Origin of the sequence: Rhodanobacter glycinis (assembly GCF_900114325.1) — a bacterium.
Lineage (GTDB): Bacteria > Pseudomonadota > Gammaproteobacteria > Xanthomonadales > Rhodanobacteraceae > Rhodanobacter_A > Rhodanobacter_A glycinis.
The window spans coordinates 78,029-96,628 of record NZ_FOSR01000006.1 but is presented as its reverse complement, the minus strand read 5'-3'; the positions used below and the strand labels follow the sequence as shown (position 1 = coordinate 96,628).

Here is an 18,600-nt window from a genome sequence, read left to right as displayed (position 1 = left end):
GTGCGCTCCTACAAAACCGGCCATGCGGAGCCCGTAAACGAACAAGCCCGGCGCAAGGCCGGGCTCGTCGATGGCGGAACCGGGTGGTTCCACGATGTACGCGGCGGTTTACTGCCCGCGCATGCGACCCTGGAAGCGGGTGCCGTTGCCCATGTGCGGCAGCTTGATCTTGCCGATCGCGCTGATGCGCTCCTCGGCCAGGCGATCGGCGGCCTTGTAGGTCGGGATGCCTTCGTTCTTGCTGATCTCGAAGATGCGGCTCAGGTTGTAGTAGATCGTGCGCATCATGCGCATCGCGCGCTCGCGGTTGTAGCCGTCGATTTCCAGCGAGACGTTCATCACGCCGCCGGCGTTCACCGCGTAGTCCGGCGCGTACAGCACGCCGCGCTTCTGCAGCTCGTCGCCAATCGCGTCGGTGGCCAGCTGGTTGTTGGCCGGGCCGCAGATGATCTTCGCCTTGATGCGGTCGATGGTCTGCTCGTTCACCGTGCCGCCCAGCGCGCACGGGCTGTACACGTCGGCGTCGACGTCATAGATCTCGTCCAGGCCCACCGCTTCGCAGCCCAGCTCGTCCACGCAGCGCTGCACCGCTTCCTTGTTGATGTCGGTGACGAACACCTTGGCGCCCTGTTCGCGCAGCAGCTTGATGTACTCGCCGCCGACGTGGCCGCAGCCCTGCACCGCATAGCTGTACTTGCCCACGTCCTCGTTGCCGAACTTGGCCTGCAGCGAGGCCATCAGGCCCTGCAGCGAACCGTAGGCGGTGAACGGCGACGGATCGCCCGAGCCGCCGTGCACCTGGTGCACGCCGGTGACGTATTCGGTTTCACGGAACACGTATTCCATGTCGTTGACGTCGATGCCGACGTCTTCGGCGGTGATGTAGCGGCCATTCAACGAGTTGACGAAGCGGCCGAACGCGCGGAACAGCGCCTCGGACTTGTCCTTGCTCGGATCGCCGATGATGACGGCCTTGCCGCCGCCCAGGTTCAGGCCGGCCACGGCGTTCTTGTAGGTCATGCCGCGCGACAGGCGCAGCACGTCGTTCACCGCATCCTGCTCGGTCTTGTAAGGCCACATGCGCAGACCGCCGAGCGCAGGGCCCAGCACCGTGTTGTGAACCGCGATGATGGCCTTCAGGCCGGCGTCCCGGTTCTGGCAGAAAACGACCTGCTCATGATCGGTTTGGGCGATGGTTTCGAAAATCATTGGAACGTTGACTCCACGTTATGCAGCACTGCAAACAGCGACTGCGGAAGGCGGCGAAGGTCGATCCAGTGCGGCCCCGCCAGGGCATTGCCTGAAACTCAAAGCCCCAGGCGTAGGAGCCTGGGCGGGAGAAATCTTCCGGACGGCAAAAGCGTCTGCGTGGTCCATATTCCCGTCGCTTCTTGGCCCATAGAACCACTATGGGCCGGCGAATCGTCGAAAATCTGTCCTCACGCAGCCACTTTTTCGCCTCGAAAGTTTCTACCGCCCAGGCCCCTAGAGGCCGGGGCGATGAGTTTATCCAGTCAATTTTAGTCCCTTGCCGAGGCCACTGCTTTCGCGGCGCAGCATGACAAGCGTGCGCAGATGTGGGTGGCGCGTCGCCACGCGGCTGACATCGGTGTCAGCCGTGTGGGTCGAACGGGAGTCGGCAGCTTCAGGGCCGTGGTTCAGGTGCAGTGTCCGCGCGGCCCCGTGGCCGGCGGGCGCGATATGGCCAGGGTGCGGCCGTATCGGCGTTTGTACGGGCTTGGCGATCAGCCCGAGACCCACGCGCCGACGTGGAAATGCCAGCCATCGTTGCGCTGTTCCCAGTGCGGGCGCACATAGCGGTAGCCGGGGCGGGCCGGGCGCCAGTGGCCATGCACGGCCACGTAGCGTCGGCCATTCCAGCGCCAGTAGCCGTGCACCCAGATATAGCCGGGGTTGGGACGTGGTTCGATTTCCACGATGCGCGGCGGTGGCGGCTGCGGTGCGATCACCTCCACCACCTGGGGCGCCGGACGTTCGACGATCACCTCGCGCTGCACCGGGCGCGGGCGGTATACGGGACGTTCCTCGACACAGCCGGAAGCGAGCACGACCACGCCGACGAGGCCGGCCAGAGCGACAAGACGCAGGGACATGAAAATTCCTGGATTGGGAGCGGGAAGGATGAAGCGCGCGCAGTGTAGGGATGCAGCCCATGGCGGAGGTGTGCCGCATGGCACACCTCCGCTCGCAGGTTGTTGCGGGTTCAGCGGTCCCAGCGGCCGGGGTGGAAATGCCAGTGTCCGCGCGGCCCGCGCACCCAGCGGGCGGGGCGATAGCGATAGCCCGGGTGCACGCGCATCCAGCGACCGGCGACCCACACATGGCGGTGCCAGCCCGGGTTCCACTGCCAGTAGCCGGGGGCCCACACATAGCCGCGACGTGGCGGCGGCATGCGCTCGAAACGCGGCGCCGGCGGCGCCACATTGATACCGATGCCAACACTGACCTGGGCCGCGGCAGGCAGTGCGTAAACCGTGCCGCCGAAGGCGAATGCCAGTCCGGCGATCAAGGCAAACTTGCGGGGGAAGCGCATCATCATGGTGTGTTCTCCGTCATGGCCGCCATCGGCGGCGTGCAAGACGGAAAACGCCGTACCGGCGCCTGTGTTGACGTGTGTGCGTAGCCTTGTTCAGCTTGTACTGGGAATGACTCGGTTTCGGCGGCTACGCTTGCCCAGGCCATACGGCCACTGGATGACCAGACAGCCGTCTGTTGAAAGGCGCCTCCGGCCTGCGCCGGAATGACGAACAAAGCGTGATGTCGATGCGTCGCGCGTGGGGCTGCGCCCTGGGAGCGTGGGCGGTAGAAACTTTCGAAGCGAAAAAGTGGCTGCGTGAGGACAGATTTTCGACGATTCGCCGGCCCATAGTGGTTCTATGGGCCAAGAAACGACGGACATATGGACCACGCAGCCACTTTTGCAGTCCGGAAGATTTCTGCCGCCCACGCTCCTACATCCGGCAGTTCGGCGCATGCCCGCTGGCGCGTGCCTGCTGGTACACCGGCATCAGCTGCTGCGCCTCCTGTCCCAGCACCGCTTCGCGATGCGCCGACGAGGGATGGGTGGACAGGAAGGCCGGGGTCTTGCTGCCGCCTTGCTGCGCCATCTTCTGCCACAGCGCCGGGGCGGCACGCGGGTCGAAGCCGGCACGCGCCATGTAGCGCAGGCCCAGTTCGTCCGCCTCGCTTTCCTGGGTGCGCGAGAACGGCAGCAACAGGCCGACCTCCGCGCCAAGCCCCAATGCGGCGGCGGCATAGCCGGTATTGGTGCCGCGCGTGCCGGCGTAGATGGTGCCGGCGGCTACCGCGGCTTCTGCTGCCAGGTGATCGGACATGCGTTCGGCACCGTGCCGCGCCACCACGTGCGACAGCTCGTGCCCCAGCACCACTGCCAACTGGTTCTGGTCGGTGGCCACCTTGAACATGCCCATGTTCACGCCGATGCGGCCACCGGGCAGGGCAAACGCATTGGCGCTGTCGTCGCCGATGATCTGCACCTCCCACGATTGCGTGTTCCACGGCGGCGGCAGCACCGCGATCAGCGCATTGGCAACGCAGGTGGCGTAGGCCAGCTGGCGTGGCGCGTCCACGAACTTGCCTTGTTTGCGCATGCTGTTGAAGGCAGTCAGGCCCATCTGGCTCATCTGCGCATCGGACACCATCATCAATTGCGAGCGGCCGGTGGGCGAGGTGGCGCAGGCGCCCAGCAGCAGGGTGGCCAGGGCGGTGGCCAGGGTTCGCGCGTTCATGCGGCATTCTCCATGTGTTCCAACATGCCAAGCATAACGTGAGGCGGTGCCGGGTCGCCGCGCAGACCTTCCACGCAGGGCATGCACGCGTTTGACGGCGACGTGATGCCAGCGCGTCCATGCTGGTTCCATCGATGCTGCCGAGTCCGTCGCCATGCCGTACAAACACACCAGCGAGTTGCCCGATGCCGTGCGCGATCATCTGCCCGATCACGCGCAGGCGATCTACAAGGAGGCCTACAACCACGCCTGGGACGAATACGCCGACAAGGACAAGCGCGACGGCGACGATTCCCGCGAGGAAGTGGCGCACAAGGTCGCCTGGTCCGCCGTGAAAAAGGACTACGCCAAGGGCGACGACGGCGACTGGCACCGCAAGTGATGCGCTGACATGGAGGGCCCTGTTGGGAACCTCGAATAACGCAATCATTCCGGCGCAGGCCGGGCCTGATGGGCGACAAGGTTCAGCCGAGACCTTACCGTTCGCCCTGAGCGTAGGCCCGCAGGGCCGGAGTCGAAGGGAGCGCCTGTGCTTGCCGACGCAAGCTTCGCTCGGTTCGAACGGCCTTTTGGGCTGATCGTCATCGCCAATCAGGAAGCCGAAATCCGGCCACTTCAAGTCTCTTGAAAAGCAAAGGCACTGGATTTCAGCTTTCGCTGAAATGACGTGTCCGGCGAAGTTTTTCGAGACCGCCCCTGCTTCCGTGGCGATTTTCCACGCACCGACGCACGCCTTCGCTTATGCGGCAGTGCGTCAGCGGATGACAGCCCCCAGCCACTAGAATCACGGGGCTGATCACCAAGGTTTTACGGAGTCCCCCATGAGCTCGCCCGCCAAGCACGTCCCCGCAAGCACCCACCAGCGCGAGACTCATCCGCTGCGTTTCGTCACCGCCGCCAGCCTGTTCGACGGCCATGACGCGGCCATCAACATCATGCGCCGCATCATCCAGAGCCAGGGCGCGGAAGTGATCCACCTGGGCCACAACCGCTCGGTGGAAGACGTGGTGCGCGCGGCGCTGCAGGAAGACGCCGACGCCATCGCCATGTCGTCCTACCAGGGCGGCCACGTCGAGTACTTCAAGTACATGGTCGACATGCTGAAAGAGAAGGGCGCCGGTCACATCCGCGTGTTCGGCGGCGGTGGCGGCACCATCACGCCGGAGGAAATCCGCGAGCTGCAGGCCTACGGCGTCGAGCGCATCTACCACCCCAACGACGGCATGAAGCTGGGCCTGGTCGAGATGATCGAAGACGTGATGACGCGCGCCCGTGGCGCCGCCGGCAAGCGCGCCGAAGCCGAGCCGTCCGGCGTGCCCGCCCGCGTCGATATCAGCGACGAGATCAGCATCGGCCACATGCTCACCGCCATCGAGGAAGGTCATCTCGACGATGCCGAGCTGACCCGCCTGCGCAAGGAATGGGCGCTGGCCGGCAAACAGACCCCGGTGCTCGGCCTTACCGGCACCGGCGGCGCCGGCAAGTCGTCCGTGGTGGACGAGCTGCTGTTGCGCTTCCTGCATGCCTTCCCCGAGATGCGCATCGCCGTGCTGGCGGTCGATCCCACCCGCCGCCGTTCCGGTGGCGCGCTGCTCGGCGACCGCATCCGCATGAATTCCCTGCGCAGCCATCGCGTCTTCATGCGCTCCATGGCCACCCGCCGCCAGCACGCCGCCACCAGCATCGTGCTGCACGACTGCATCGGCTTCCTGAAGAGCCAGCCGTACGACCTGGTCATCGTGGAAACCGCCGGCATCGGCCAGAGCGATTCGGAAATCGTCGACCTGGTCGACTTCCCCACCTACGTGATGACCAGCGACTACGGCGCCGCCAGCCAGCTGGAGAAGATCGACATGATCGACTTCGCCGAACTCATCGTGCTGAACAAGTTCGACAAGCGCGGCGCCGAAGACGCGCTGCGCGACATCCGCAAGCAGTGGAAGCGCAACCGCACCGCGTTCAACGTCAAGGACGAGGACGTGCCGGTCTATCCCACCATCGCCAGCCAGTTCAACGATCCGGGCGTCACCTGGATGTTCACCAACCTGTGTCGCCTGATGCGCGAGAAACTCCACCTCGGCGCGGGAAAAGGGGGTCAGAGTCACTTTTCGAGTGCGTACGCCGCTGGTCTTGTTGGTTCTGAGTCGAAAAGTGACTCTGACCCCCTTTTCCTTTCCGGCTGCGACTGGCAACCCAACCTCGACACCACCCTCAAATCCCCCCGCGCCACCGTCCTCATCCCCGGCGCCCGCGTGCGCTACCTCGCCGAAATCGCCGAGCAGGGCCGCGCCATCAACCAGGGCATCGAGACCCAGGCCGAGTTCGCCAGCAAGGCGCAGCACTACTACGAAGCGCTGAAGGAGCTGGGCGACGACAAATTGCCCAAGCCGCTGGAGTTGTACCGCAACGCCGAGCTGCACGAGCCCTTCGACTCCGACGCTGCGCGTCTACGCTCAGGGCGAACGGATGGGTCGGCTGGTAACGAACATGAAACCGTTCGCGCTGAGCGTAGCCCGCAGGGCGAAGTCGAAGCGTCCCCTCACGTCGACCGCTCCATGCTCCTCCTGCGCCAGCGCTACAACGCCGCGCTGAAGGAACTCAGTCACGAAGCCATCGAACAACTGCGCCACTGGCCCACACTGTTCGAATCGGTCACCGCCGAATTCAACGAATACAAAGTCCGCGACAAGGTCATCAAGGTCGACAACTACCGCGAATCCCTCAGCCATCAGAAAATCCCGAAAGTCGCCCCACCCAAGTCCAAGGATTGGGGCGACCTGCTCACCTTCCTCGGCAAGGAAAACCTGCCCGGCCACTACCCGTACACCGGCGGCGTCTACCCATACCGCCGCAGCGGCGAAGATCCCACCCGCATGTTCGCCGGCGAAGGCACGCCCGAGCGCACCAACCGCCGCTTCCATTACCTGAGCCAGGGCGGCGCCGCCACGCGCCTGTCCACCGCGTTCGACTCGGTCACCCTGTACGGTGAGGATCCGGCCCCGCGCCCGGACATTTACGGCAAGATCGGCAACTCCGGCGTCAACATCGCCACCCTGGACGACATGAAGAAGCTGTACTCCGGCTTCGACCTCAGCGCGCCCAGCACCTCCGTCTCCATGACCATCAACGGCCCCGCGCCGATGATCCTGGCGATGTTCATGAACACGGCCATCGACCAAAATGTTGAAAAGTACCTGCGCGAAGACGCCGCCCGCTGGGCCGCCGCGCAGAAGAAGATCGACAAACTCTACGAAGGCCGCCAGCGCCCGCAATACCTGGGCGACCTGCCCACCGGCAACGACGGTTTGGGCCTGGGCCTGCTCGGCGTCTGCGGCGACGACCTGGTCGACGCGGAAACCTACGCCCGCATCAAGACCGACACCCTGACCAAGGTGCGCGGCACCGTGCAGGCCGACATCTTCAAGGAAGACCAGGCGCAAAACACCTGCATCTTCAGCACCGAATTCGCGCTGCGCATGATGGGCGACATCCAGCAGTACTTCGTCGACCACAAGGTGCGCAACTTCTACTCGGTCAGCATCAGCGGATATCACATCGCCGAAGCCGGGGCCAACCCGATCAGCCAGCTCGCCTTCACCCTGAGCAACGGCTTCACCATCGTCGAGTACTACCTCGCCCGCGGCATGAGCGTGGACGACTTCGCGCCCAACCTGTCGTTCTTCTTCTCCAACGGCATGGACCCGGAATACACCGTCATCGGCCGCGTCGCCCGCCGCATCTGGGCCCGCGCCATGCGCGAGCGCTACGGCGCCAGCGCGCGCAGCCAGATGATGAAGTACCACATCCAGACGAGTGGCCGGTCACTGCACGCGCAGGAAATCCAGTTCAACGACATCCGTACCACCCTGCAGGCGATGTACGCGCTGTTCGACAACTGCAACTCGCTGCACACCAACGCCTACGACGAGGCGATCACCACGCCTACCGAGGAAAGCGTGCGCCGCGCGGTGGCGATCCAGATGATCATCAACAAGGAGCTGGGGCTGAACTTCAACGAGAATCCGTGGCAAGGGAGCTATGTCGTCGACACGCTGACCGACCTGGTCGAGGAAGCGGTGTACAAGGAGTTCGAGGCGATCAGCGAGCGCGGCGGCGTGCTTGGGGCGATGGATACGATGTACCAGCGCGGCAAGATCCAGGACGAGTCGATGTATTACGAGCACAAGAAGCATGATGGGTCGTTGCCGTTGATTGGCGTCAATACGTTCTTGCCGAAGGATCATGCGGGGGAGATTGCCACGGAGATCGAGTTGATTCGGTCGACGGAGGAGGAGAAGGGGGCGCAGATTGCCAATGTTCGGAGTTATGGGGAGGCGCGGAATGCGCTGGCTTCGGATAGTCTGAAGGTGCTGCAGACGACGGCGCGGGAGCGTAGGAATGTGTTTGAGCAGTTGATTGAGGCAGTTAAGTACAACTCTTTGGGGCAGATCAGCCATGCGTTGTATGAGGTGGGGGGGGAGTATCGGAGGAATATGTAGATTTCGACCTTTTGGTAACGTCTCATTAAAAAAGGAATTTTGACTATGGCTTTCTTTGAAACAATGCTCGTAGCAAGCGGTGTTGCGGCCAATAAATCAATTGCATCAACTATGGCAAAAAAAGCTGCGAATAGCTTCTGGGATAAGGTCCTGGCGCCATTGTTAAAGAGTAGAAAAGCTCATAATTCAATAGTAAATGGCTCTAAGAAATATATTTCAAGGCTCGACAAGGCGACCAAAACAATTTCCACTGTCGCTATCCCTGGCGGTTCCATTGCATTAAGTGATGTGTATGTGCCGTTGACCCTTGTTGATCAAGCAAACAAAGTGTCACTAAAGCTAGATAAATACCCCGAATCATTTTTTGAGGCAAATAAAAGAATACTGATTACGGATACTGCGGGTATGGGTAAGTCCACTGCGCTGAAGTTCATCGTGCAGGCCGTTCTCTTACAGCTGAAAGCTATCCCGATACTTGTAGAGTTAAGAAAAATCGCTTCCGGGGAGACGCTTTATGGATACATATGTAAAGAATTTTCCGGGTGCGACCAAGAAGTATGTGGGACGGTGCTCGAAGAGGTGCTATCAGCTGGAAACGTATTGTTGCTGCTTGATGGTTATGACGAAATAGAAGACGGTCTTCGAAAGAGAATCAACGGTGAAATATCCGAGTTATCTGCCAAATTTGAGAAATGCAACTTTATAGTTTCATCTCGGCCGGATTCTGAGCTGAAAGGTTTAAGCGACTTTAAAGAATATCGCATCAGGCCACTTGAAATGCAGGAAGCTTTCACGTTGATAAAAAAGTATGGACACGATGGCGATGTTGCTGAGCGCTTAATAAGCAAGGTTAAAAGCAATAATCAGATACATGAGTTCCTGCGTAATCCACTTCTTGTGTCATTGCTCTTTAAGGCATTTGAGTACAAAGGCACTATCCCATTTAAACGGCATATTTTCTTTAGGCAGGTGTACGATGCGCTCTACCAAGATCATGATTTGAGTAAGGGGGCAGGGTTTGAACGCAAAAAGAAAACGGGCCTAGATATAGAAGATTTTCATAAAGCCGTTCGGGCGCTCGGCATTGTGACCTTTTTCATTGGCAGGGTTCAGTATAGTAACGAAGAATTCCACGCGTCCATCGAGAGTGCTAAGCGAATTGTCGATCCGTTAAATTTTGAGGCTGGCAAGCTTAGGGTTGATCTGCTCTCGGCAGTTCCCATTTTTCAAAAAGATGGCGTAGATATCAGGTGGGCACACAAAGCATTTCAAGATTATTTTTCAGCCCAATATATATTCTTCGATTCTGGTTCGACTAGAGATGAATTAATAAAAAAGCTTGTCGATCCAGCTAATCCAAGAAAGAACGAAAATATTCTCGTTATGCTAGCTGATTTGGATCGAAGGCTTGTCAGGTCGTTAGTCTCCAAGCCATTTTTGTCAGACTGTTTGGTGGAGTTTGACAAGAGTAGGTTCCGTGATAGAGAATCAGGTTTTCAGATGTTTTTGGCAGAAAAATTCGGTGATATATTTTTTATCAGAAAGGCATACGTTGACAGCACCCTGAAAGACGATTTTTCTGGTTTTGGTAAGTTCATGGATGACGTCAAAAAATTTGGTCTACGATCTAATTTCCAAAGCGCCAGTCATGTTTCCCTGAACGGGGGTAAGCTTACGGTCTGTAATACGCCATTTTTGGATAAGTTTAGGCTTATTAGTGCCTTGGAGCCAGATAGAAGTCTGGGGTCTGGATTGCCTGTCTCGATGTTAGGTGCTATTGACAGATTTTCACATATTTTAGATGAACCGATTTGTAGTTTTTTCGATTTGTTGGAAGACAGTACGTCCCCAGATAAGACTAAGGACCTTCTTTCTCTATTAGAGCGCTCGCATGGCGTTCGGACAATGTCCCTTGATGAGGCGAGGGAAATCGTTGATAGCGTCAATGAGCCACTAAATCATGACCTTGATTGGCTTATGTCCGTGATTCCGAAGAAGGCGAATTAAAGGGGAAACAGGGGTCACCATTTCGCTGTCCTTAGTCAATAGGCCCGCACTGGCTCTTCCCCGGTCGTGCCGAAGGGTATGTGCCCGTCTTGCCGCTGACCACCCGCCGTTGTGTTTCATGCGGCGCCAAGATCGCGCCAGTCACCGTTCTGGTTAGGGCCGCGCCAGCGGCCCTTGCTGCTGGCCAAACACTCATCGGTCATCGCGGATGCCGTCCAGGTGCGCGTCATGCGTCGCACAGAGTCTCGGGATCACGGCCCACCCCTTGATGGCTCGGTCCGCGTGCGGTCTTGCGTACAACACGGGTGCCGACGGTCGCGACCTTTCAGAGTGACTGGTTCGAAGCCAAACCCCGGTTCCGGCCTGCGACCGTCAGCGTGATCAGCCGAAGGCGCGCGTGAGATCGAACGTCGTGCCTTCGCACAGCATGTGGTAAGCCGAACCAGAACGCCTGCATCGAATCGTTCAACGGCCGCCTGCGCGACGAATGCCTCCCTATCCCTTCATGCAGACGTTCGACATCGATATGCCGATTCAGCTTTGATGGCGGGAGTTTCTTTAGCGATCGAGCGCGCTGAATGGCGCGCGAATGCGCTCGGCCCCGACCACGAGTGGGGCAAGTCCTTTAGCGGGTATGGCGGACGAGTCAGGTCGGGCTCACTTGAGCCCATCGAGTATGAGCAACTGTTGTTACGAGTATTTCCTCAAAAATTGCGTCGAAATAACCTTTCAACGATGACATTCCTGCGAACCTATTTCTCTGACGCGGCGGGCGAGGGTGACAGTCGGTCATCTTTCTATCCACGAGTCTTTGGCGCGTTCTTTACGAAGGTCGCAGAGCTCGGGACGAGTCGCGGCGAGAAGGCGCTGGACGGGGGGCGTGTTTCCCACGACGTCGTATTAGAGGCTTTCGAGTACGCCGCGCGTGATTTTATTAACGAAGTTAAGCAAGAGCTGAATTTTGCTCTCGATTTAGGCTCGTCCGTAGACTTGAATAAGAAGCTAGTTGCCGACCTTCTTCAGTCTTTCAGTGGTTTACAGACTCCATTTATTCTTGATCGGTGTGTGGATGCTCTTGAAGATAAATTACCTAATGACATTTCTAAGAAGGCAATTCGCGAGTCTCTTCGCCGAATGAAAGATATGGGTATTTTTGAGGATCACCCAAGTGACCCTACAAAATGGCGCGCGGGGAGACTCTTTAAGGAAGGCCTGCGTATGAAATACGTGCGTAAAATCCCGTAGCCAATAAGAAAATACAAAACCACCACCAAAACAGGGGTCCAAAACAGGGGTCAGAGTCTGAGGTTTCCCCACGTTTTCATGCTGGTACACCCAGTTGATCAATCAAGGATGTGGCGGGTTGTCGTAGCTGATCAAGAAGGCGCGAGACCGAGATCGGCAACCATCGTCGCACGAGCGCTTCGCGGCCCAGTCGCATCACCGAGTACAGCCGGCGCTTGCTGCGATAAAAACAGGGGTCAGAGTGCACTTTCTTTGAGCAAAGCCGCTAGTAAAAGTCGACCCTGCCCCCTGTTTCTTTACGGGTGAGTGGCTCAGCGGCTAATTGTCCTTGGCACCTTTTTTCTCTTTTTCGTGGGTGCAGTCCGCTTCAAGCACGCCAGGGACACAGCTCAACCCATCGGATACCACCGCCGTGTCGGGCACCAGATGCCAGTATGGGCCTAAGTTGCTACTTCTTCTCTTTCGCAATCTTCTCGTTGGCCGCTTTCGCTGCCAACTGCCCAACAAACACGGCGTCAGCCACCAGAATTGTCTTGTCGGGGTATTGCGAGCAAAAAGCCGTGATCGACTTGCGCAGATCTACCTCGGTGCCCTCAGCCACATCGGTCCCTTGGGCAACGATAGTCTGACGCATACCAGTGACGAAGCCTTCCTGCCATACGACGGAGAGGGCAATCAGTTTCTCGTTTTGCTTGGCAAGTTCGTCGTTCCAAGCGGAACAGGGCATGAGGCCAAGCGTATCCATGGGGAGGTCGCTCGCGAAGCTACCCACGCTCGCCAAAAGCCCAGCTACGGCCGCCGCCAACGTAACGATCCTTTTCATCGCGCTCCCTCCCCTGTGGAGAGCAGAGTGTATAGCGTAAGGACCAAGGGGTCAGCTCTAGCGGGAAAACAGGGGTCAGAGTGCACTTTCCGAGCTTCACTCTGGAGGTTTTTTGCGCGGGCGCCCGATTTTCGCCGGCCCTGCACGGCGTGACAGCTGCGCTTCGATAGCCGTGCGGAAGCGCTCAGATCCCAGGGCGTGTTGACGTTGCAGGTGGATGCGGATGGCGTCGAGATGATCCTGGGATAGGTTTTCCATGGCGAGGGCGCGGTAGGCGCGCTGTCGCTCCTGGCCTGTTCTGCCCAGAGCCAGATAGGTCGGGTGCGGATGGATAAGCGGATCGGCGCGGCCGAAGGCATTGTGTGCGTGGCTCGACCACGCGTAGTCGAGTGGATCGGCGGTCATGCGAGCGCGGACCGGGTTCAACTCGATATAGCGGTAGCAGTGCAGCAGGTAGGTTTCCCGATCTACCAGTGATGACTTGTAGCGTCCTTCCCACAATGTGCCGGTGCGCCGGTAACGATCGTTGATGTAGCGAACGTAGCGCCGCCCCAGCGATTGCATGACGCGCGCAACCTGGCCGCTGGCGGCGGGCGTCATCAGCAGATGTACGTGGTTGGTCATGAGCACGTAGGCGTGGACGTGGCATCCCTCGCGCATGGCGATCTCGCGCAGGTCTTGCAGGTAACGCACACGATCGATGTCGGTGAAAAAGCACGGCTGGCGATCATTGCCGCGCTGGACGACGTGCTGGGGTATCTGGGCAAGATCGAGTCGTGGCTGGCGAGGCATGGCGGCATCCGTATGGGCGTGTCGCCAGTTTCCCCACGCACCATGCGACGGTCTGTCGGATCACGCCACCATCTCCTGTCGGAAAGTGCACTCTGACCCCGGTTTGGACCCCGTACAATGGCCCCACTGACCACCCGAGGCCCGCCCGATGACCGAACCGCTACGCCTCGACAAATATCTCACCGCGCTCACCGGTTGCTCGCGACGCGAGGCCCAGCAGTACATCGAAGGCGGCTGGGTGAAGGTCGACGGCAACGTCGTGGAAGAGCCGCAGTTCATGGTCGACACGCAAGTGGTCGAACTCGATCCCGCGGCCCAGTTGGTCCCCGCTGAACCGATCACCCTGGTGCTGCACAAGCCCGCTGGATACGACAGCGGTGTCGGCGCAAACCCGGCCAACGCGCTGGTCACTGCACTGACACGCACGCCTGACGATGCCTCCGGCGTGCGCCCGTTGCGGCGACACCTGCATCGACTGACCTCGCCGCTTTCGCTTCCGACAGATGCCAGTGGCCTGTTGATCTTCACTCAGGACTGGCGCGTCGTGCGCAAGCTGACCGAAGACATCCATCGCGTCGAACAGGAATTTGTCGTCGATGTGGAAGGCACGCTGATTCCGAACGGGCTGGCCCTGCTCAATCACGGTCTGCGTTTCAACAACTATGCGATGCCGCCGATCAAGGTCAGCTGGCAGAGTGAACAACGGCTACGCTTCGCGTTCAAGGTGTTGCGGCCGACCCAGATCGAACCGATGTGCAATGCCGTCGGACTCACCGTGCTGGGGATGAAATGTCTTCGCGTGGGGCGCATTCCGCTGGCCAAGCTGCCGCCGGGACAATGGCGTTACCTGGCACCGCATGAACGCATCTGAGGGTCATTTGAAGTCGGTCCACCTCTGACAAAAACGAGGTCAGGTTCACTTGCAACCGTTTGAATTGTTGCGTCACGAGCGATGCGCGGGCAGGGCGCCGATAGATGCCTGCCCTGGAAGGCCGCTTCACTTTTGGAAAGTGAGCCAGACCCCCGGTCCTGCGCTGCAGAGCCGGGCTGTCCGTCAACCCCGGTCTGGCTCACTTCGTCCTCGTTGCCGCCCATTGGCGTCCCCTTTGGCCATCTTCAGAGCCTGCATGACCGCCTTGGCCACCGCGTTCGGCTGATCGATCTGGATGTCATGCGAGGTATCCGCAACGTGCACCAGCGTGCCGCGGGAGGAGGTGGCGACGATCTGCGCCTGCGTGTGGGCCCGGGCTTCTTCCAGCCCTTTGCGGTCACGCGGCAGCGCATCGGCATAGGTGTTGGCGGCGGACAGCACGATCAGGGGCGTTGCGCCGTGGGTCTCCTGCTTTGACACGGGCGGCTTGAATATCGCGGGATTGTTCTGGAGCACCGACAACACGGTGTGCCAGTACGCAGGCTTCGACATGAGGGCCAGGTTCACCGCGTTGAGCTTGGCGCTGGCGTGTGGATCGGGTCCGCCGAGACACTGGCTCAGTTCCTTGTTGGTGGACGTCAGCTCGTGCTTTTCGGCGGCCGCCTCGCATTGCCGAAGAAACGCGAACCGCTGCACCGAGAGGGTGTCCTCGTCCTTCTGCCAGCCGGGAGCAAACCGGCCGATGTCCTGCGCTGGCGGATCGAGCAGCACCATCGCGCTCACGTTCTCCGGATAGCGGCTCGCGTACTGCCGAACGATGTTGCTGCCCAGCGAATGCCCCACCATCACCAGCGGGGTCGCAAGGCCAGCGCGTTGGATCAGCGCGTGCAGATCGGATACGTCGGCGTCGAGATTCCGCGGCAACGGCCCCTCGCTGCTGAAGCCGAAGCCGGCGCGGTCGTATGCGCAGACGCGTGCGTGGGCGGCCAGCAGCGGTTGTACCTTGAACCAGGTGGAGGAATCGGCGAGCGCGCCGGCCTCCAGCAGGACGGTCTGCGGCCCGTTGCCCGAGCAGCGCAGGTTGAGATGGCGGCCATGGCCAAGGTCGATCAGCTTCGCCGCCTGCGCATAGCTGTCCGGCATGCGTTGCGTTGCGGTGGCGTGGCTGGCTTCGGTGGCCTGGGTCTGGCAGAACGCCATGACCAGCAAAAGGGCGCTACCCGCTTTCAGGTGCATCTTGTTCATGGCATGTCTCCCATTGATGGCCCGGACAGGCGCGCCGGGCAGGCTCTTTCATCGACTTGAGGCGGTGCAGGAAGTTCAGCAAGTTCAGCAAGTTCCGAAGCGTATAAACGGGGTAGGGTTCACTGACAAACCGCCTTCAGCGCTTGTCGGAAACGGAGTCTTGCCCCGCCCGCTTGTCGAAACAGCCTGCGCCCGTTCGTCGACAGGAGGAAGCCAGCCGCTGGGGCTGCGCGGCCTTGAAGCATGCCATGAGCGAGTATCTGATCTATTTCAATCAGCCGTGGGTCGGCGAGCATTCCGAAACATGGTTCGAAGCGCGCGGCCCGCTGGCCAGGGCGGTTGTGGAAGAAATGAAGGCGGCCGGCATCCATGTGTTTGCCGGAGGCCTGGAGGAAGACCCGGCTGCCGCCTTCTGTGCGGACGCCACCAGCGGCACGCTGGTTTTCACTGACGGGCCGTACGTCTCGAACCCCCAGTTCCTGGGCGGATTCAGCGTGATCGACGTAGCCGACGAACAGGCAGCAAGACATTGGGCCGGCAAGCTGGCCGTGGCATGCGGCTGGCCACAGGAGGTTCGCCGGATCAAGTCGTAGCCGAAATCGAACGCGGGCCCGTATGTGTTGCATCCCTGCGTACGCGTGCGGTCTGTCGTAAAAGAGGATGCAGGGAGCTTGAAACAACGGCCTCCATCCAATTTGTCGTGCCGCGTGCCTGCTTCTTTACTCCGCAGCTTTGAGCATGTCGTCGAGGCGGGTGTAGCTATGCTCCATGCCGTCGGTCATGCCGGTGGAGACTGCGTCTTCACGCGCTTGCTTCGACGCGAACGTCAGATTGCAGACGAGCGTGGTGACGCCGTCCTGCTCGCTGAGTTCAAGTGACACGATGCATGGATCGCCCGTTGGCATGGCGAAGTCCATGTCGCCCGGGTCGAAATATTGTTCGTGGGCCAGCCTGGATGGGGCGTCGACTTCGGTGAACGTACCGAGGAAGCCGAATCCGTTGCCGTCTTCGCGGTTTTTCCACTGCCATCGGTATTTGCCGCCAACGCGGACATCCATGTCGCACACCGGCATGTCCCAGCCGTCGTAACCCTGCCATTTCCGCACGAGTTCGGGGCGGGTATGTGCATCCCAAACCAGTTGGCGGGGCGCGTTGAAGCTGCGTGTGACGCGGACTTCACGATCGCTGGGAAGTGTTACTTGTGCGGGCTTGGGCATGGTCTTCTCCATGATGGTTCATCGTGGTTGTGCGCCGCCATGAGGATGAAGGGCGGCATGTTGTCGCTATTTTTTTGCCTGTTTGCGCCTGGACGGTTTGGCCTGGAGTTCATCGAGCAAGGCATCGAGGCGCTGGTAGTTCTGTTCAAAAATTTCGCGGTAACGTTCGATCCAATCCACGGCCTCTTGCAGTCGCTTCGGTTCCAGTTTGCGTGGGCGTCGTTGCGCATCGACATCCATCGAGATGAGGCCGGCGCGCTCCAGCACTTTCAGGTGCTTGGAGATCGCTGGCTGGCTCATTTCGAACGGCTCGGCAAGTTCCGTCACCGTGGCCTCTCCGGTAGCCAGCCGCGCCAGGATGGCGCGACGGGTCGGGTCGGCCAGCGCGGCAAAGGTGAGGTTGAGGCGTTCCGATGATTGCATAGCCGTTTAGTTTAATAACTGATAGGTAATGTACATAGGCAGGGTGGGGCGGTCAAGATTCTCGGGTCATGATGGGAAAGGAGGCTTAGTGGCGCCCGGGCGTGGTCATCTCGCTGCTGCCGGGACGAAGCCATAGGCACCCGTGAGTGGCTGCGTGCAGTTGATCAGTGCGTCGCGCACGTCGGCAACCAGACTCGCCATGCGGTCCAGGGAAAATCTGATTTTGCCCGTCATTCCGGCAAAAGCTGGAGGCGCTTTTCAACAGACGGATGCCTGGTCATCCAGTGCCTTGCCCTTGATTCCGCCGCTTGCACGCTTCCACGTGATGGAGCAGGGAATGAGGGCATGTGCGGCGTCAGTCCGTATCTTTTGCGTAGTGGGCGATTCCCTCGGGCAATTGAACCCATGAGTGCTTGCGACACTCGTAGATGGAATCTTGCGGGGCAGGGAAATCCGGCTCGGCAAATGCGCCGACTGCCACCATCACGTACGTGTCGTTCCCTTCTTCCGTGTGAAAAACCGTGCTTCCGCAAACAGGGCAAAACCTGAAGCGGAATGTTGCTCCCTGGTCGCCGGTGCGGACGTATTCGGTAGCGGTACCGGTAACGGCAAAAGGGGCGGCGTAAGCAGCCAGCGCCGCGAAAACGCTGCCGGTGCGCTGCTGGCACGCGAGGCAGTGGCAAATGCCGGCACCCAGCGAATCGCCTTGAACGTCGATGCTGAGTTGTCCGCAGCAACATGAAGCCGTTTTATGGGACATGGGCACCTCGACCGGAAATGGGTGATGGCAAGCGTGTCACGCTGGCGCGATTCCCTTTGCGACCTGGACGTTTCCGTCGGGCCAGGTGGCGGGGGAGGTCAAGCGCCCTCCGTTTTCACTTGGCCAGAACGCTCTTGGCCGCCGCCACGCCGGGTGCGGTGCAGACGTCGACCGGCTTGCCGCCGTCAAGATGGCAGATGGCTGCAGTCAGCAGGTTGACCCGGGGCATCACGCTACGAAAGAGTGCACTTTTCGGGTCGGCCAGCGCGGTCGCGATTTGCTGCCAGTTCTGGTCCTTGAGCTGGTCCGGTGTCACCAGCAACTGGCCCAGTTCGTATTTGCCGTCGAGGTAGACAAAGGGGATGGATCCGGCGAACTGCACGTACGGCGGTGCGTCGAAAGTGTTCAGGATCCGCATCTGCGACTTGTTCGGAATCATCAGCGGCTGCTCATCACGGTCCGCGGTTTCCACTGCCTGAAAATCGAGATACGGGCTCTGATAGCTTGCGTGCTGGAAGGTCACCGTGACTGTGTTGGGATACACGTCGCTGGCAGTGGAGAGCATGTAACGCAGCCCGCCGAGCTTGCCGAAACGCAACAGCGTCAACATCACGCCCCAACGTTGGCTGGCGCAGTACGGACAGAAGTCGGCGCCGACGTACAGCAATCCCACCTTGCCATCGGTGGTGAGGCGCGTGCCCGGGATGGCCTTGAGGACGGTCGCGTCCGGTTGGGTGCGGAAGGCGAGGCCGCGATGGCTGGCCTGCTCGAGAGTGGCCAGCAGTCGGGGTGCTACCGGCTGGTCGAGTTTCTGGTGCAGCGCCACCGGTGTCTTGGGCGCACTTATCCCGAAGAAACTGGATTGCGCCGACGCTGCGGGCGTGAAGGCAGCCGTGGCTGCGGCGGTCAGCATGGCCGCGATAACGATAAGACGGGGCATGGGTATCT

At 60.2% G+C, this 18,600-nt stretch carries 17 protein-coding genes and 1 pseudogene; 7 read left to right on the top strand and 11 right to left on the bottom strand.

Going from position 1 to position 18,600, the window contains the following annotated elements; genetic code table 11:
• Positions 1-108 precede the first annotated feature (108 nt).
• The 4 genes from BMY90_RS08340 to BMY90_RS08325 all read right to left on the bottom strand — a co-directional run bounded on the left by BMY90_RS08340 (position 109) and on the right by BMY90_RS08325 (position 3,770).
• On the bottom strand, positions 109-1,209 hold the full coding sequence (locus BMY90_RS08340) for a Glu/Leu/Phe/Val dehydrogenase dimerization domain-containing protein (RefSeq protein WP_092703201.1): 1,101 nt from the start codon (positions 1,207-1,209) through the stop codon (positions 109-111).
• A 536-nt stretch (positions 1,210-1,745) separates the two neighbouring features.
• Positions 1,746-2,114, bottom strand: a complete 369-nt coding sequence (locus tag BMY90_RS08335; RefSeq protein ID WP_008210595.1) for a YXWGXW repeat-containing protein — start codon at positions 2,112-2,114, stop codon at positions 1,746-1,748.
• Between the two features lie 110 nt (positions 2,115-2,224).
• Positions 2,225-2,560: a YXWGXW repeat-containing protein gene (locus BMY90_RS08330; RefSeq protein WP_139201723.1), complete on the bottom strand. Its 336-nt coding sequence runs from the start codon at positions 2,558-2,560 to the stop codon at positions 2,225-2,227.
• Between the two features lie 412 nt (positions 2,561-2,972).
• Complete coding sequence (locus BMY90_RS08325; protein WP_092703199.1) at positions 2,973-3,770, bottom strand: M48 family metallopeptidase; 798 nt, start codon at positions 3,768-3,770, stop codon at positions 2,973-2,975.
• Positions 3,771-3,924: 154 nt separating this feature from the next.
• On the opposite strand from BMY90_RS08325, the gene BMY90_RS08320 reads away from it, so the two are divergent.
• The 5 genes and pseudogenes from BMY90_RS08320 (at position 3,925) to BMY90_RS08300 (ending at position 11,521) form a co-directional block, all read left to right on the top strand.
• Positions 3,925-4,152, top strand: coding sequence for a ChaB family protein (locus tag BMY90_RS08320; protein ID WP_008207654.1), 228 nt, complete (start codon positions 3,925-3,927; stop codon positions 4,150-4,152).
• Positions 4,153-4,591: 439 nt separating this feature from the next.
• On the top strand, positions 4,592-8,269 hold the full coding sequence (locus tag BMY90_RS08315; RefSeq protein WP_092703197.1) for a methylmalonyl-CoA mutase family protein: 3,678 nt from the start codon (positions 4,592-4,594) through the stop codon (positions 8,267-8,269).
• A gap of 45 nt (positions 8,270-8,314) precedes the next feature.
• Positions 8,315-10,276 (top strand): NACHT domain-containing protein, encoded by a 1,962-nt coding sequence (locus BMY90_RS08310; RefSeq protein ID WP_092703195.1) that lies wholly within the window; start codon positions 8,315-8,317, stop codon positions 10,274-10,276.
• Between the two features lie 428 nt (positions 10,277-10,704).
• Positions 10,705-10,770 (top strand): annotated as a pseudogene (locus BMY90_RS17035) (integrase core domain-containing protein); the annotation flags it as partial.
• Between the two features lie 49 nt (positions 10,771-10,819).
• Entirely contained in the window at positions 10,820-11,521 is a 702-nt protein-coding gene (locus tag BMY90_RS08300) for a hypothetical protein (RefSeq protein WP_139201722.1), read from the top strand.
• A gap of 448 nt (positions 11,522-11,969) precedes the next feature.
• Here the strand turns inward: BMY90_RS08300 and BMY90_RS08295 are convergent, their stop codons facing one another.
• Together BMY90_RS08295 and BMY90_RS08290 are read right to left on the bottom strand one after the other, a co-directional pair.
• Positions 11,970-12,344 (bottom strand): hypothetical protein, encoded by a 375-nt coding sequence (locus tag BMY90_RS08295; protein WP_092703191.1) that lies wholly within the window; start codon positions 12,342-12,344, stop codon positions 11,970-11,972.
• 96 nt (positions 12,345-12,440) lie between these two features.
• Positions 12,441-13,136: a transposase gene (locus BMY90_RS08290; RefSeq protein WP_092703189.1), complete on the bottom strand. Its 696-nt coding sequence runs from the start codon at positions 13,134-13,136 to the stop codon at positions 12,441-12,443.
• Between the two features lie 148 nt (positions 13,137-13,284).
• Between BMY90_RS08290 and BMY90_RS08285 the strand changes: the two genes are divergently transcribed.
• Positions 13,285-14,007, top strand: a complete 723-nt coding sequence (locus BMY90_RS08285; protein ID WP_092703187.1) for an rRNA pseudouridine synthase — start codon at positions 13,285-13,287, stop codon at positions 14,005-14,007.
• A 183-nt stretch (positions 14,008-14,190) separates the two neighbouring features.
• On the opposite strand, the gene BMY90_RS08280 is transcribed toward BMY90_RS08285, so the two are convergent.
• Positions 14,191-15,252: an alpha/beta fold hydrolase gene (locus BMY90_RS08280; RefSeq protein ID WP_092703185.1), complete on the bottom strand. Its 1,062-nt coding sequence runs from the start codon at positions 15,250-15,252 to the stop codon at positions 14,191-14,193.
• Positions 15,253-15,488: 236 nt separating this feature from the next.
• Here BMY90_RS08280 and BMY90_RS08275 point away from each other — a divergent pair, with 236 nt between their 5' ends.
• The gene (locus BMY90_RS08275; protein WP_245734988.1) at positions 15,489-15,845 is read left to right on the top strand and encodes a YciI family protein; all 357 of its coding nucleotides are present in this window, start codon (positions 15,489-15,491) and stop codon (positions 15,843-15,845) included.
• 126 nt (positions 15,846-15,971) lie between these two features.
• Here BMY90_RS08275 and BMY90_RS08270 read toward each other — a convergent pair whose 3' ends face one another.
• From BMY90_RS08270 to BMY90_RS08255, 4 genes are all read right to left on the bottom strand, one after another.
• Positions 15,972-16,481 (bottom strand): SRPBCC family protein, encoded by a 510-nt coding sequence (locus BMY90_RS08270; RefSeq protein WP_008207672.1) that lies wholly within the window; start codon positions 16,479-16,481, stop codon positions 15,972-15,974.
• Between the two features lie 54 nt (positions 16,482-16,535).
• Positions 16,536-16,892, bottom strand: coding sequence for an ArsR/SmtB family transcription factor (locus tag BMY90_RS08265; RefSeq protein ID WP_092703184.1), 357 nt, complete (start codon positions 16,890-16,892; stop codon positions 16,536-16,538).
• Between the two features lie 355 nt (positions 16,893-17,247).
• Positions 17,248-17,652, bottom strand: a complete 405-nt coding sequence (locus tag BMY90_RS08260) for a GFA family protein (RefSeq protein WP_092703182.1) — start codon at positions 17,650-17,652, stop codon at positions 17,248-17,250.
• Positions 17,653-17,767: 115 nt separating this feature from the next.
• The gene (locus BMY90_RS08255; RefSeq protein WP_092703180.1) at positions 17,768-18,592 is read right to left on the bottom strand and encodes a DUF929 family protein; all 825 of its coding nucleotides are present in this window, start codon (positions 18,590-18,592) and stop codon (positions 17,768-17,770) included.
• Positions 18,593-18,600: the final 8 nt, after the last annotated feature.

Excerpts from the sequence above, each read along its gene's own strand:
- BMY90_RS08260 (WP_092703182.1), bottom strand. The coding sequence starts at position 17,652 with ATGTCCCATAAAACGGCTTCATGTTGCTGCGGACAACTCAGCATCGAC.
- BMY90_RS08300 (WP_139201722.1), top strand. The coding sequence starts at position 10,820 with ATGGCGGGAGTTTCTTTAGCGATCGAGCGCGCTGAATGGCGCGCGAAT.
- BMY90_RS08340 (WP_092703201.1), bottom strand. The coding sequence starts at position 1,209 with ATGATTTTCGAAACCATCGCCCAAACCGATCATGAGCAGGTCGTTTTC.
- BMY90_RS08325 (WP_092703199.1), bottom strand. The coding sequence starts at position 3,770 with ATGAACGCGCGAACCCTGGCCACCGCCCTGGCCACCCTGCTGCTGGGC.
- BMY90_RS08265 (WP_092703184.1), bottom strand. The coding sequence starts at position 16,892 with ATGCAATCATCGGAACGCCTCAACCTCACCTTTGCCGCGCTGGCCGAC.
- BMY90_RS08335 (WP_008210595.1), bottom strand. The coding sequence starts at position 2,114 with ATGTCCCTGCGTCTTGTCGCTCTGGCCGGCCTCGTCGGCGTGGTCGTG.
- BMY90_RS08280 (WP_092703185.1), bottom strand. The coding sequence starts at position 15,252 with ATGAACAAGATGCACCTGAAAGCGGGTAGCGCCCTTTTGCTGGTCATG.
- BMY90_RS08310 (WP_092703195.1), top strand. The coding sequence starts at position 8,315 with ATGGCTTTCTTTGAAACAATGCTCGTAGCAAGCGGTGTTGCGGCCAAT.
- BMY90_RS08330 (WP_139201723.1), bottom strand. The coding sequence starts at position 2,560 with ATGATGATGCGCTTCCCCCGCAAGTTTGCCTTGATCGCCGGACTGGCA.
- BMY90_RS08320 (WP_008207654.1), top strand. The coding sequence starts at position 3,925 with ATGCCGTACAAACACACCAGCGAGTTGCCCGATGCCGTGCGCGATCAT.
- BMY90_RS08290 (WP_092703189.1), bottom strand. The coding sequence starts at position 13,136 with ATGCCTCGCCAGCCACGACTCGATCTTGCCCAGATACCCCAGCACGTC.
- BMY90_RS08285 (WP_092703187.1), top strand. The coding sequence starts at position 13,285 with ATGACCGAACCGCTACGCCTCGACAAATATCTCACCGCGCTCACCGGT.
- BMY90_RS08315 (WP_092703197.1), top strand. The coding sequence starts at position 4,592 with ATGAGCTCGCCCGCCAAGCACGTCCCCGCAAGCACCCACCAGCGCGAG.
- BMY90_RS08270 (WP_008207672.1), bottom strand. The coding sequence starts at position 16,481 with ATGGAGAAGACCATGCCCAAGCCCGCACAAGTAACACTTCCCAGCGAT.
- BMY90_RS08295 (WP_092703191.1), bottom strand. The coding sequence starts at position 12,344 with ATGAAAAGGATCGTTACGTTGGCGGCGGCCGTAGCTGGGCTTTTGGCG.
- BMY90_RS08255 (WP_092703180.1), bottom strand. The coding sequence starts at position 18,592 with ATGCCCCGTCTTATCGTTATCGCGGCCATGCTGACCGCCGCAGCCACG.